The sequence below is a fragment of the Burkholderia sp. WTPI3 genome (genome assembly GCF_021483755.1).
In the GTDB taxonomy this organism is placed as follows: Bacteria; Pseudomonadota; Gammaproteobacteria; order Burkholderiales; family Burkholderiaceae; genus Burkholderia.
In genome coordinates this window covers 195,451-208,063 of the sequence record NZ_JAGIXF010000003.1, presented here as the reverse complement: position 1 = coordinate 208,063, position 12,613 = coordinate 195,451, and the positions used below count along the sequence as shown (strand labels likewise).

General features: G+C 66.4%; 12 protein-coding genes. 4 read left to right on the top strand and 8 right to left on the bottom strand.

What is annotated here, in order from left to right:
* Positions 1 to 1,632: AMP-binding protein (locus J7024_RS03340; RefSeq protein WP_234744789.1), on the bottom strand; the 1,632-nt coding region annotated here is incomplete at its 3' end.
* A 396-nt stretch (positions 1,633 to 2,028) separates the two neighbouring features.
* On the opposite strand from J7024_RS03340, the gene J7024_RS03335 reads away from it, so the two are divergent.
* Positions 2,029 to 3,129: an AraC family transcriptional regulator gene (locus J7024_RS03335; protein ID WP_124897443.1), complete on the top strand. Its 1,101-nt coding sequence runs from the start codon at positions 2,029 to 2,031 to the stop codon at positions 3,127 to 3,129.
* 27 nt (positions 3,130 to 3,156) lie between these two features.
* Here the strand turns inward: J7024_RS03335 and J7024_RS03330 are convergent, their stop codons facing one another.
* Both J7024_RS03330 and J7024_RS03325 read right to left on the bottom strand, forming a co-directional pair.
* Positions 3,157 to 4,650 (bottom strand): HAMP domain-containing sensor histidine kinase, encoded by a 1,494-nt coding sequence (locus J7024_RS03330; RefSeq protein WP_124897442.1) that lies wholly within the window; start codon positions 4,648 to 4,650, stop codon positions 3,157 to 3,159.
* Positions 4,650 to 5,369 (bottom strand): response regulator transcription factor, encoded by a 720-nt coding sequence (locus tag J7024_RS03325; RefSeq protein ID WP_124897441.1) that lies wholly within the window; start codon positions 5,367 to 5,369, stop codon positions 4,650 to 4,652. Before J7024_RS03325 ends, J7024_RS03330 begins: the two co-directional genes overlap by 1 nt.
* Before the next feature lie 168 nt (positions 5,370 to 5,537).
* Here J7024_RS03325 and J7024_RS03320 point away from each other — a divergent pair, with 168 nt between their 5' ends.
* Positions 5,538 to 5,903, top strand: a complete 366-nt coding sequence (locus J7024_RS03320) for a hypothetical protein (RefSeq protein WP_175751334.1) — start codon at positions 5,538 to 5,540, stop codon at positions 5,901 to 5,903.
* Positions 5,904 to 5,924: 21 nt separating this feature from the next.
* Here the strand turns inward: J7024_RS03320 and J7024_RS03315 are convergent, their stop codons facing one another.
* The gene (locus J7024_RS03315) at positions 5,925 to 6,584 is read right to left on the bottom strand and encodes a glutathione S-transferase family protein (protein ID WP_124897440.1); all 660 of its coding nucleotides are present in this window, start codon (positions 6,582 to 6,584) and stop codon (positions 5,925 to 5,927) included.
* Between the two features lie 332 nt (positions 6,585 to 6,916).
* Between J7024_RS03315 and J7024_RS03310 the strand changes: the two genes are divergently transcribed.
* Positions 6,917 to 8,254 carry a polyhydroxyalkanoate depolymerase gene (locus tag J7024_RS03310; protein ID WP_124897439.1) on the top strand — a complete coding sequence of 446 codons (1,338 nt, stop codon included), beginning with the start codon at positions 6,917 to 6,919 and terminating at the stop codon, positions 8,252 to 8,254.
* 48 nt (positions 8,255 to 8,302) lie between these two features.
* Complete coding sequence (locus J7024_RS03305) at positions 8,303 to 9,442, top strand: hypothetical protein (RefSeq protein ID WP_124897438.1); 1,140 nt, start codon at positions 8,303 to 8,305, stop codon at positions 9,440 to 9,442.
* A 232-nt stretch (positions 9,443 to 9,674) separates the two neighbouring features.
* Here the strand turns inward: J7024_RS03305 and hpaI are convergent, their stop codons facing one another.
* From hpaI to hpaD, 4 genes are read right to left on the bottom strand one after another with little or no spacing between them, the layout of a single operon-like run.
* Positions 9,675 to 10,481, bottom strand: a complete 807-nt coding sequence (hpaI, locus tag J7024_RS03300; protein ID WP_124897437.1) for a 4-hydroxy-2-oxoheptanedioate aldolase — start codon at positions 10,479 to 10,481, stop codon at positions 9,675 to 9,677.
* 9 nt (positions 10,482 to 10,490) lie between these two features.
* The gene (gene hpaH / locus J7024_RS03295; protein WP_124897436.1) at positions 10,491 to 11,294 is read right to left on the bottom strand and encodes a 2-oxo-hept-4-ene-1,7-dioate hydratase; all 804 of its coding nucleotides are present in this window, start codon (positions 11,292 to 11,294) and stop codon (positions 10,491 to 10,493) included.
* 20 nt (positions 11,295 to 11,314) lie between these two features.
* Positions 11,315 to 11,716 (bottom strand): 5-carboxymethyl-2-hydroxymuconate Delta-isomerase, encoded by a 402-nt coding sequence (locus J7024_RS03290; protein ID WP_124897435.1) that lies wholly within the window; start codon positions 11,714 to 11,716, stop codon positions 11,315 to 11,317.
* 16 nt (positions 11,717 to 11,732) lie between these two features.
* Positions 11,733 to 12,596, bottom strand: coding sequence for a 3,4-dihydroxyphenylacetate 2,3-dioxygenase (gene hpaD / locus J7024_RS03285; RefSeq protein WP_124897434.1), 864 nt, complete (start codon positions 12,594 to 12,596; stop codon positions 11,733 to 11,735).
* Between the last annotated feature and the right edge of the window lie 17 nt (positions 12,597 to 12,613).

The following is a 12,613-nucleotide window of genomic DNA, read 5'->3' as shown; positions in this document are numbered from 1 at the left end:
GTAGGCGCGGCTCAGTTCCCGGCGCAGGATCTTCCCGACCGTCGACTTCGGCAACCGCTCGACCATGCGAACGATCTTCGGCACCTTGTAGGCGGCAAGACTCGCGCGGCAGTGCACGACGACTTCCGCTTCGGTCAGCGCCGCATCCGGCGCGCGCACCACGAACAGCTTGACGGCCTCGCCGGTGCGCTCGTCGGGCACCCCGATGCACGCGCATTCGGCAACGCCCGGCAGCGCGGTGGCGACGGCTTCCACTTCGTTCGGATACACGTTGAAACCGGACACGATGATCATGTCCTTCTTGCGATCGACGATCTTCAGGAAGCCCGCCGCATCGAACACGCCGATGTCGCCGGTGCGGAAATAACCGTCCGCGGTGAACGCGAGCGCATTGGCATCCGGCTTCTGCCAGTACCCGCCCATCACCTGCGGCCCCCGCACGCAGATCTCGCCCGCTTCGCCGATGGCCACCTCGCGATCCTGGTCGTCGAGCAGCTTCACGTCGGTCGACGGCAGCGGCACGCCCGTCGTGCCCGTGAAGGTGTCGATCGACTGCGGATTGAACGTAACCACCGGCGACGTTTCCGACAGCCCGTACCCTTCGCGAATGAAGTTGCCCGTCACTGCCTTCCAGCGTGCGGAGATCACGTCGATCACCGCCGCGCCGCCGCCGGCCGACAGCTTCAGCCGCGACCAGTCGACCTCCTTCAGCCGCGGATGGCCGGCGAGCCCCGCATACAGCGTGTTGACGCCGACGAACACCGACGGCCGCGCGGCCTTCAGCACGTCGATGAAGCCGTCCATGTCGCGCGGATTCGTGACGAGCCAGTTCTCCGCGCCGATCGCGAAGTAGGACAGGAAGTTCACCGTCAGCGCGAAGATGTGATACAGCGGGATCGCGGTGACGACGACTTCCTCGCCCGGCTGCCGCGCGGCCGGCACGATCGCCGCGAACTGCTGGATGTTCGCGACGAGGTTGCGGTGCGACAGCGCCGCGCCCTTCGACAGCCCGGTCGTGCCGCCCGTGTACTGCAGCAGCAGCAGATCGGCGCCGCCGAGCGCCACGGGTTCGCACTCGAGCGATTCGCCCGCGGCAAGTGCGTCGCCTAGCGCGATCGATCCGGGCGGCAGCGCATCGCACGCGCCGGCCGGCGCATCGACGACGCCGAGATCGCCACGGCCCACGCCGAGTACCGTCCGCACGCGCGTCTTGCCGACCACGTCGGCGAACGTGCCCATCGACCCGCCGCACACCACCGCCACCTCGACGCCCGCGTCGTTCAACTGATGTTCGAGCTCATGCGCCGTGTAGTGCGGGTTCACGTTGACCTGGATCGCGCCGATCCGCGCCACCGCGACGAACACGACCGGAAACGCGAGCACGTTGGGCAGCATCACGGCCACGCGATCGCCCTTGCGCACGCCGACCACCTGCTGGAGGTACGCGGCCAGCGCGCTCGACAGGCGGTCGACGTCGGCGTAGGTCAGCGTGCGGCCGGATGCGCGGAACGCGGGCCGCTCGGCGAAGCGGTGCATCGCGTCGTCCAGCAGCGCGGTTACGGAAGGGTGGCGATCGGCATCGATCTCGGCGGGAATCGAGCCATACGACCCGATCCAGTGTCTCTTCGTCATGTCCTGCTCCTCGGGGGACGGCGCCGCCCGGCGCCGTTCGCACGACGGCCCGCGCGCCCGATCGGCGCAGGCCGTCGCCTGACTGCGGACTATCGCCCGCCGGACAGGCTTTGAAAATGATCCGGGCGGCCGAAAAGATGATCGAAACGGACACGCGGGCGACGCGATGGGCGAGCGATCCGGATCGCGACGCTCACGCCGGTCGTCGCGCAGATCAACACGCGGAACCGGCTCGCGAAGCCGTTCGCGTGGCTGGCCGGCGTGTTCCAGGCAGGTTGAGGGTTGATCCTGCCGGCGGGCTGGCCCGCGTATCAGGGAGAACCCTGTGGCGCATGGGACCGTTCCCGATCAGAATTGCGAGCCGTAAACGATATCGAATCGGACGCAGAACCCGCCATGCCGCGCAGTACGCCCCTGAACCCGACGGCCGACGGCGCCGCCCCGCTGCCGGACGCCCCGCCCGCCTACGCGTCGCGGGAAAAACGCTTCACGCCGGCCAAGCTGGCCGTGCTCGTCGGCGTCACCGGGGAACTCGGTCTCGACCCGGGTGCCGTGCTCGACGGCACCGGCCTGTCGCCGGCTGCCGTCGCCGACCCGTTCACGCTCACGTCGTCGCTGCAGTTCCTGATCGCCGCGCGCAACGCGATCGACCGTTACGACGGTGCCGACCTCGGCGTTCGCGTCGGCCGCCGGCTGCATGCGTCGAGCTACGGGATGTACGGCTACGCGATGCTGTGCTCGGAATCGCTCGCGCACGCGTTCGACTCGGCCGTCAAGTATCACCAGCTCGCGAACGGCATGCTCGCGATCCGCTGGGTCGAACAGGGCGACACCGCGTCGTGGCTGTTCCCGGATCTGCACCAGGTCGTGCTGCCCGAGCCGGACCTGCCGCTCTACCGCTTCCTGATCGACATGCAGTTCGCGCTGCACGTGACGATCATCAAGGACGTGATGGGCGCATGGTGCGTGCCGGCGCGCGCGCAGTTCGCGCAGCCGCGGCCGGCGCACGCGGCGCAGCTCGCCGATGCACTCGAATGCCCGATCGCCTACGACCAGCCGCACCACGTGCTCAGCTACCCGGCCGCGTGGCTCACGCGTGCGCCGCAGCTCGCGAACCCGATCACCGCCGCGCAAGTGTCGTCGCATTGCGCGCGCCTGCTCGACGAATTGCGCAGCCAGGCCGGCATCACGCGGCGCGTGTATCAGGAACTCACGCGCACGCCCGGGCAGTTTCCGGACATCGACGCGATCGCCGACACCCTGTGCATGACGTCGCGCACGCTGCGCCGCAAGCTCGACGCCGAAGGCACGTCGTACAGCGAGTTGCTGACGAGCGTGCGCAAGGCGCTCGCGATCGACTATCTGACGACCACCACGCTCGGCACCGAGGACATCGCGCTGACGCTCGGCTTCAGCGATGCGGTCGGGTTCCGCCACGCGTTCAAGCGCTGGACCGGCACGACGCCGAGCGACGTGCGGCGCAAGCGCGGCGGCTGAGCGCACGCGAGTGCGCCACCGGCGGTTTCAACACGCATCGCCCGCCGCGGGATACGCGACCGCCAGCGCAAACTCGAACACCGCGCCGCGTCCGGCGCGATCGACGAGCCGGATCCCGCTGCCGTTGAGCACCAGCATCCGGTGCACGATCAGCAGCCCGAGGCCGCCGCTCGTCGACGCGCCGCCGCTCATCGGCCGCTGCGGCCGCTGGAACAGCCCTTCGCGCCGCGCGAGCGGAATCCCCTCTCCCGTATCCGACACCGTCACCACCACGCGATCGCCCTGCGGCGCCAGCGAGACTTCGACTTCGCCGTGCTGCGGCGTATGGCGCAACGCGTTGTCGAGCAGGTTGGTCAGCACGCGCTCGATCATGCCGAGATCGGCCGACACCGGCGGCACGCGCGGCGGAATGCGTGCATGCAGCGCAACGCCGCGCGCCTGCGCGGCCAGCTCGAACTTCTGGAACACGTCCTGCACCAGATCGACGAGCGAGAACGGCTCGCGCTCCGCCTGCACGCCGCCTGACTCGAGCCGCGCGAGCTCGAACAGCGCCTGCGCGAGCCGGCCGACCTTCGCGCTCTGCGCGAGCGCGATCGACAGATAGCGGCGACGCTCCGGCTCGGGCAGCGTCTCGGCCTTCAGCGACAGCGTCTCCAGATAGCCGTGCAGCGATGTGAGCGGCGTGCGCAGGTCGTGCGAGATGTTCGCGATCAGTTCGCGCCGCTGCTGGTCCTGGCGCGTCAGCGCGCGCCACTGGTCGCCGATCCGGTCGGCCATCTGCGCGAACGCCGATTCGAGCACCGCGATGTCGTCGCCGCGCCGGCCCGGCGGCGAGCGCGGCACCGGCGGCTGCGTGTCGGGCGCGCCGTTCGCGTCGAAGCGGCGCATCGCGTCGGTCAACCGGCGCAGCGGACGGGTGATGAAGCTGAACGCGGTCAGGCCCGCGATCAGGCCCAGCAGCGCGACGACCGCCATCGACCACAGCGTCGTGCGCAGCACGTTGCCGGCGTCGACGCGCGCGGCCAGCCGGTCGTGCGCCTCGCCGAGCAGCACCACGTAGATATAGCCGGACGGCGGCTGCCCGGCGCGCTGCAATGGCGCGGCGCTGAACACCTTGCGCGCGTCCGGGCTGCGCGGATCGTCGCCGAGGATCGGCAGCGGATCGCCCGCGATGAAGCGCTGCACCGGCGCGAGATCGACGCGCTCGCGCTTCACGTGGCCCGGCGGCGCGTCGTCGCCCTCGATGCGCCCCGCGTTGTCGAGCAGGTACACCTCGACGCTCGGGTTCACGCCCATCAACTGGCCGAACAGCGTGCGCACGGCATCCGGGCGCAATCCGTTCGCGTCCATCAGCGGCGTGCTGTTCGCGATATGCGCGGCGAGATCGCGCGACAGGCCCTGCACGACTTCCTTCTCGCGCATGTCGTTCGCGCGGATCTGCAGCCACGCCGATGCGCCCGAGCAGGCGAGCAGCAGCACCGAGAACACGAGCGACAGCCGCTGGGTGAGCGTGAGTTTCATCATGTGTCCCGCTGGTCCGGCGCGGCGAGCTTGTAGCCTCGCCCCCACACCGTGAGGATGCGCACGGGTTCCGCCGGGTCGGCCTCGATCTTCGCGCGCAGCCGGTTGATGTGCGTGTTGACCGTGTGCTCGTAGCCTTCGTGCTGATAGCCCCACACCGCATTGAGCAGGTCCATCCGCGAGAACACCTTGCCGGGATGCCGCGCGAAGAAATACAGCAGGTCGAACTCGCGCGGCGTGAGGTCGATGCGCGTGCCGTCGACGCTCGCTTCCCGCGCGATCGGGTCGATCGACAGTCCAGCGATGTCGAGCGTGCCTGCGTCGATCCGCGAATCGCGCGCCAGCGCGTCGACACGGCGCAGCAGCGCCTTGACCCGCGCGACGAGTTCAAGGACCGAGAACGGTTTGGCCAGGTAGTCGTCGGCGCCGAGTTCGAGGCCGAGGATCCGGTGGACTTCGCTCGAACGCGCGCTCGTGATGATGATCGGCGTGTAGCGCGCCATCGCACGGGCACGCCGGCAGATCTCCAGGCCGTCGACGCCCGGCAGCATCAGGTCGAGGATCAGCGCGTCCCAGTGGCCCTGTTCGAGCAGGCGCAGGCCTTGCGTGCCGTCCGCGCTGTGCACGACCTCGTAGCGCTCGTCGCGCAGGTGCAGGCTCAGCACGTCGGCGATGTCGGCGTCGTCTTCGACGATCAGGATGCGTTTGGGGTGGTCCATGGCGGTCGGCTGCGGCACGTCGGTCGGGGGCCCGGTTTCGAAGGGTCGTTCCGGCCGCCCCTTTCGGACCGGCAGGCCGGCCTGCCGGGGGCGGGTCGCGGCGGCAATGCCGCGCTGTCGCCATTGTGCAAAATTTTGCGGCGGGGAGGGATCACAAATCGTTTAAGTTTGGATCGCGTCCGTGTCCCGCTTCCCGCGTCGCGTTGCCCCGGCCAGCATTCCCGGCGTCAGCGGCCGCCGGTCCTGGCGCCGGACGCGCCTCACGAACCGCCCGACGAGCGACGACAGCAGCGCCTGACCTTCAGGGCAGAAATGGCGCCGGCACGGGAAGCCCTGGGTGTCGACGCCGAATGTTTCCGCCTACCTTTCGATGAACGCGACCCCGTCGAGGCCCGTGACGCCGGGATTCTGCCCAAGCCGGGATTCCGGCCGCAGGTTCAGCTTGCCGCCGAACACCATCCGGCCACCCATCCGCACACGCTGTTCGCCCGGTTCGTCGAGCCGCAGATCGTCGACAGCGGTCCTGGCGCGTGACGCCCGAAGCCTGCATGGAACTCAAAATTCCATATCAAGCTCGTCGATCTCCTCGGTCTCGGTCTTTGCCGCCGCGATCCATTCGGCCACGTAAGGTTGCTTGAGCACGCGCATGCAGTATTCGGCGATATCCGGATCGATCGGCACGTCATAGGTCAGCAGGCGCGTGACCACGGGCGCGTACATCGCATCGGCCGCACTGATTTCGCCGAACAGCCAGGGGCCGCCGTATTTTCCCAGGCAATCGCGCCAGATGGCCACGATGCGTTCGATATCGTACTGCGCACGCGACCAGAGCCGGAAATTGGGGAAATGTCCGCGCAGATTCATCGGCAACGCGGAGCGCAGCGCGCTGAAACCCGAATGCATTTCTCCGCAAACCGAACGGCAATGCGCGCGCGCCTTGGGGTCGGCAGGCAACAGATGCGCATCCGGCAGAATCTCGTTCAGATATTCACAGATGGCCAGCGTGTCCCAGACTTCATTGCCGTCATGGCGAAGGCAGGGCACAAGAATCGATGGCGAAAGCAGGAGCAATTCGGCGCGCGCCGTGGCATCGTCGAGCGGCACGACCACCGTGTCGAATTCGAGTCCGGCGAGCTTGGCCAGCAGCCATCCGCGCATGGACCACGACGAATAATTGCGGCTGCTGATGGTCATAGTGGCGATTGACTGGCTCATGCGCGGCTCCTGAAAAGTGGCACGGCGATCCATTGCGGTTTGCGCGAACCCCGAAAGACAAGCATTCGGACGCGCACCAGCGAAGTGCACTTCCTGAAGTGCGCACCACGGGTCATGGCGTTTCGCACGATTTTGCAGCGCGCGAAACGACGCGCCCTATTGCGGTGCGCAACCGATTCGCGATCCGGATGCCGAGTTCGCAAGGCACACGGCGCGTGCGCGTGCCGCGCGTCGCAGTGCCCCCCTGCAACGCGCAAGCGCCATGCCAGGCGCGCACCTGGTACGCTGTTTGCGTGTTTCCGGAGGCGTCCACCCCGATTGGAGCCGCGCCCATGAATTTGCTTGCCTATCCGGCCTATCAGGCCGCCGCGGATTTGATGCGCCCCTGGCGTACCGCCGCCTCCCTGGCGCGTTATGCGGCAAATACCTGGCCCATGCTGGCGTTCGGACTCGACGCGCGTTTTCTGGATGCCTGGTGGGAGTCGATCGAACTCACGGGACTCACGCATAGCCGGCCGCCCTTCGATATCGACTGGGTGGACGTGGATGGCGTGCGCACGCCGGTCACCGAGGAAGTCGTCAAGCGCACGCCGTTCGGCTCGCTGCTGCATTTCCGCAAGGACACGGCGGTATCGCAGCCGCGCGTGCTGCTCGTCGCGCCGATGTCGGGGCATTTTGCGACGCTGCTGCGCGGTACCTTGCTGACCATGCTGGCCGATCACGACGTCTATATCACCGATTGGCACAATCCTCGGGATATTCCCCTGGCCGCGGGCCGCTTCGGCCTCGGCGAGTACGTCGAGCATCTGATGTCGTTCATTCGCCGGATCGGCCCCGATTCGCATCTGGTGGCCATCTGTCAGCCGACCGTCGCGGCCCTCGCGGCCGTGTCGCTGATGGCGGCCGACGACGACCCGGCGCAACCCGCGACCATGACGCTGATGGCGGGCCCGATCGATTGCCGCGTGAATCCAACCAAGGTCAATGACCTCGCCAACAGCAAGCCGATCGAATGGTTCGAGAATAATCTCGTGGGCGTCGTGCCTAGCGGTTTTGCAGGCGCGCAGCGCCGTGTCTATCCGGGGTTCATGCAAATCGGCGCCTTCATGTCGATGAACATGTCGCGCCATGTCGCTTCGTTCGAAGAGATGCGATTCGAGCGCGCCAAGGGCGACCACGACAAGGCCGATGCGATCCACGCGTTCTACCAGGAATACTTCGCCACTACCGATCTGACGGCGGAGTTCTATCTCGAGACGGTCAGCGCGGTGTTCCAGGAATATGCGTTGCCGCTCGGCAAGCTCAAGGTCGGCGACCGCCAGGTGGAGCCGCATGCGATAAGGCGCACCGCGCTGCTCACGATCGAAGGCGAAAAGGACGACATCTGCTCGGTCGGCCAGACCGTGGTTGCCCAGGAACTCTGCTCGGGCTTGCGTCCGTACATGAAAACGCATCATGTGCAGACTGGCGTAGGCCATTACGGCGTATTCAATGGCCGCCGCTGGATTTCACATATCTATCCGCTCGTGCGTTCGACGATCTACGACCACGAACCACGCGCCAGGCGCATGGCATCCCCGGGCGAGGTCGAGCACGGCAATCAGGTGACCTTGCGCGCACTGCTCGACGCGGGTGCCACCAACCACACCAGTGCGCAGGAAGCGGCGTAGAAGTTCTACAGGCAGGCATTCTCGATCGATTGAGTAACGGGGGTTGCGATGAATCAGCGCGTCAATATTCTTCAGTCCTCTCCTGGTCTCGTGCATCCGGGCGGCGACCCCATCCGTCTCAACCATCGCGATTTCGTCGCCGTCGATCGCCGCCAGGAAGCCAGATACGAAGCGACCTACCGCCCGCAGGCGCTCTATAGCCGTGCGAACGAAGGCTTTCATGCGAACAACGAAGCCTTCCTGCTTCACGAAGTCGCGACCAATCTGCCGGTGTACCGGGAAAATACGGGGCCTACCGATTTCCATCTGCATCTGCCACCGGGCGGCTTCCAGTTCGTGCTGGTCACCTCGGGCGTATTTACGTTCGACTACGACGGCCGGCTGCACTACGTCGGCCCCGGTTCCGTGATCCTGCAAAGCGCGATCGTGCATCGGCAACTCTTCTACACGTGGTCGGGCATGTCCACGGAAGAAAATCTGCAAACCACGCAGACGGTCGTGCCTGACGCGATGTCCATGGGGTGCTCGGCCAAATTTCTCGAGGCGTTCATCACCGATCCGACGACATTCCCGAACCCGACGATCGTGCCGACGGAGCAGATCAACGAAGCCGAAACGCCACGTATCGCCTGGAGTCACCCATTGCACGACCGTGCCGCAGGGGCGAACTTCTGGTTACAGGATCCCCTCGAGCTGAATGCGCTCTACCGGCCGTTGACCGACGGCTCGATCAAATCGGCGGGGCCTGTCCATGTGCGCGATCTGGGCATCGAGGCGCCAAGCGGTCGACTCGTGACCGGTCACATCCTCGCGACCGACCCCGCGGATCAATCGCTCCTGCCGAAGAGCATCGCGAGCGGTGTGGAGGCAACGTCATTTGCGAAGGGCGAGGTGGTGATCTATCGCGTCATTCGCGGCACGGCCGAATTCAAGGAACGTGCCGGAACGGTGCTCGAACTGCAGACCGGCGATGTGGTGACGGCGAGTCGACATTCGATCGCGCTGGTCGGGATGGGCGAGAACACGCAGATTCTCCGGCTCGGTCTGCTGAAGAACTTCGAGAATCTGCGCCGCTGGACGCCGACGCAGCGCGACGAGATCGACGGCCTGGCGGGGGACATCATTGCCCGGACCGAAGTACGCCCGCAGCGAACCGAAGGCAGGCCGGTCGGGTATCTCTACGAATAGATGCGGGGCGCCGTCAGCATACCGCTTGAGTGGCCCGTCGAGACTGCGAGCCGCCGCCGGCCCGCCGGTCCGGCCTTGCGTCATTGCATGCCGGATGCGTTCGTACGAACCCGGCATCGCACTCACCGTCCGCCCTTCCGGAGAGGGACTGCGTGATGCCTTGAGACGATGCCGACCCAATGGAGCGTCGGGCAACGGGAAGCCGCCGATATCCCGGCGGCCTCGCCCGACATCAGTACCCGCCTCGTTCAGCGCTCGGTCGCGATGCGGCCAAGCCTTTGTAGCGGGCTGCAAGCTGCGCGGCCGCCGCACTCAACAATCCCGTATCCGTGCCGAGCGCAACGAAGGTCGCGCCGGCGTCCAGATACTCGCCAGCGAACGCGTGGTCCGGCGCGAGCACGCCTGCGGCTTTCCCCGCCTGGCGCACCGTGCGGATGCCCTCGCGAATGGCCGCGCGCACCGACTCTTCACCCGGCTTGCCAAGGAAACCCATCGAGGCGCTCAGATCCGCGGGCCCGAAGAACACGCCATCGACACCGTCGACGTTCGCAATCGCATCGAGATTGGCGAGCCCCGTGACGGTTTCGACCTGCACCAGCACGCACAGCTCGTCGCCGGCGCTGGCCAGATAGTCCGGCACCCTGTTCCATCGCGACGCGCGCGCCAGCGCACTGCCGACACCACGCACGCCGTTGGGCGGATAGCGCGTCGCGGCGACTGCTTCGCGCGCCTGCTCGACGGTATCGATCATCGGCAGCAGCAAGGTCTGTGCGCCGATATCGAGGAACTGCTTGATCAGCGCCGTATCGCTCTTGACCGGGCGCACGACGGGATGCGTCGGGTATGCGGCCATCGCCTGCAGTTGCGCGAGCGTGCTGCGCACATCGTTGGGCGCGTGCTCGTTGTCGATCAGCAGCCAGTCGAAGCCAGCGGTTGCCAGCAACTCCACCACGTACGGATCCGCGAGCGCGGCCCACAGGCCGAACTGCGGCTTGCCTTCGGCCAGCGCGTGCTTGAACGGGTTCCTGATTCGGTCCATGCCTGCTCCTTATACGAACTTGAACGCGATACCGCCGAGCGGGCCGTAGTCGACGTGAAACGTGTCGCCCGCTCGCGCCGGAATCGGGCTCGTGAACGAGCCGCTGAGAATCACGTCGTCCGCGTTCAGGCTCTCGTCGTACGGCGCGATCTTGTTCGCGAGCCACGCAACGCCCGTCGCGGGATGGTTGAGAACCGCTGCCGCGAGCCCGCTCTCCTCCACCGCGCCGTTCCTGTACAGCAACGCGCCGACCCACCGAAGGTCGACATCCATGGGACGCACCGGCCGGCCGCCCAGCACGACCCCGGCATTGGCCGCAAAGTCGGAGATCGTGTCGAACACCTTGCGGGGCGCCCTGGTCTCGCGATCGAACTGCTCGATGCGGGCGTCGATGATCTCGACGGCGGGCGTCACATAGGCGGTCGCATCCAGCACGTCGAACAGCGTCACGTTCGGGCCCTTCAGCGGTTTGCCGAGAATGAACGCGAGTTCCACCTCGACGCGCGGCGCGATGAACCGGTCTACCGGAATGTCCTGGCCGCTTTCGATGAACATGCTGTCGAGCAGCGGTGCGTAATCCGGCTCGGTGATCTGGGACGAACGCTGCATCGCGCGCGAGGTCAGGCCGATCTTGCGGCCCTTGATCACGTGCCCTGCGTCCAGCTTCATCTTCACCCACTCGCGCTGGATCGCGTAGCCGTCCTCGATCGTCATCTCGGGATAGGCCGCGGAAAAGTGGCGCAATTGCGTGCGCGTCTTTTCGGCGTGTTCCAGTTTCTCCGCGAGCTCGCGGATCGTCGTTTGGTCCAGCATGATGAACTTGCCCTTCGCGCTCAGGCCTTCAGCCGCGCATGCAGATTGTTGTGCTTCCAGGTGCCGGCTTCGCTGAATTCGTTGATCTCCAGCGACAACGCGAGCCCGTGCCGGTCGAACGCGTCGGCGAAGTGCTGCTTGATGATGTCGAACAGCGCATCGCCAGCTGCCTGCTTCGCGGCTTCCGAACGCCCGGCGCCGATCTTCAGGTTCGCGTGCAGGAACGCGGCGTCCTCGATCCGGCCGTCGGCGATGCAGAATGTGTCGCAGCGCAACGCCCGGACGCGAATCCCGCCCGGCGGGAATACCCGCTGGCCGCCTTCGCGCTGCGCGTCGAGGCTGCATGCCAGCTTGCGGCACAGCAGCGCGATGCTGCCCTCGTCCGCCAGGTTGTTGCTGTATTCGAGTGTGAGATGTGGCATCTGCTGCTCCCAATGATCAGACGGGCAACGGCGTGACCGGCAGGATCGCGTTGATCTGGCCGGTGCCCGAACTGCCGAAGTACGGGGTCACCACCTCGGCCTTGCCTTCGTAGCGATCCCAGCCGAGCGCGCCGAGCAGCATCGCCGTATCGTGCATTCCGCCCTCGCCCCAGCACTTCTCGTTGTAGAGCGGCAGCATCCCGCAAAACGTCTTCCAGTCGCCTTTTTCCCACAGCGACACCACGTGCCGGTCGGTTTCCTCGAGGAACGGATCCCACACCCGGTGCATGAACTGCTCGGCCGTGCCGTTGCTCGCGAAGCGATGGCTGAGCGAGCCGCTCGCGAGAATGGCGACGGTGCCGTCGTAGCGCTCCTCGATGGCCTTGCGCACCGCCAGGCCGAAACGGGCGCTCGTCGGCAGGTCGTGCCACATGCACCACCCGGAAATCGACACGGTCCTGAAGTGCTGGTCCGCATTCATGTAGCGCATCGGAACCAGCGTGCCGTATTCGAGATCCAGCGACGTTTCGCTATGCGCGCGCGTCTTCACGCCCATCTCGTTCGCCACGTCGGCGATCGCCTTCCCGAGCGCCGTGTTGCCCGGGTACGCATAGCGCATGTTGTTGATGAAGTGCGGCAGTTCGTTACTCGTGTAGATGCCTTCGAACTTCGACGCGCAGTTGATGTGATATTCGCTGTTGACGAGCCAGTGAACGTCGAACACGACGATCGTGTCGACGCCGAGTTCGCGGCAGCGCCGACCGATTTCATGATGGCCGTCGATCGCGGCCTGGCGACAGCCCTTGTGCGGGCCGTCGAGCTCCGACAAATACAGCGACGGCACGTGCGTGACTTTCGCGGCGAGGGCGAGCTTTCCCAATTTCTGTCTCCTGATGA

Bases quoted from the DNA above. Each gene is read 5' to 3' on its own strand.
- J7024_RS03335 (WP_124897443.1), top strand. From the start codon at position 2,029: ATGCCGCGCAGTACGCCCCTGAACCCGACGGCCGACGGCGCCGCCCCG.
- J7024_RS03330 (WP_124897442.1), bottom strand. From the start codon at position 4,650: ATGAAACTCACGCTCACCCAGCGGCTGTCGCTCGTGTTCTCGGTGCTG.
- J7024_RS03325 (WP_124897441.1), bottom strand. From the start codon at position 5,369: ATGGACCACCCCAAACGCATCCTGATCGTCGAAGACGACGCCGACATC.
- J7024_RS03315 (WP_124897440.1), bottom strand. From the start codon at position 6,584: ATGAGCCAGTCAATCGCCACTATGACCATCAGCAGCCGCAATTATTCG.
- J7024_RS03310 (WP_124897439.1), top strand. From the start codon at position 6,917: ATGAATTTGCTTGCCTATCCGGCCTATCAGGCCGCCGCGGATTTGATG.
- J7024_RS03305 (WP_124897438.1), top strand. From the start codon at position 8,303: ATGAATCAGCGCGTCAATATTCTTCAGTCCTCTCCTGGTCTCGTGCAT.
- hpaI (WP_124897437.1), bottom strand. From the start codon at position 10,481: ATGGACCGAATCAGGAACCCGTTCAAGCACGCGCTGGCCGAAGGCAAG.
- hpaH (WP_124897436.1), bottom strand. From the start codon at position 11,294: ATGCTGGACCAAACGACGATCCGCGAGCTCGCGGAGAAACTGGAACAC.
- J7024_RS03290 (WP_124897435.1), bottom strand. From the start codon at position 11,716: ATGCCACATCTCACACTCGAATACAGCAACAACCTGGCGGACGAGGGC.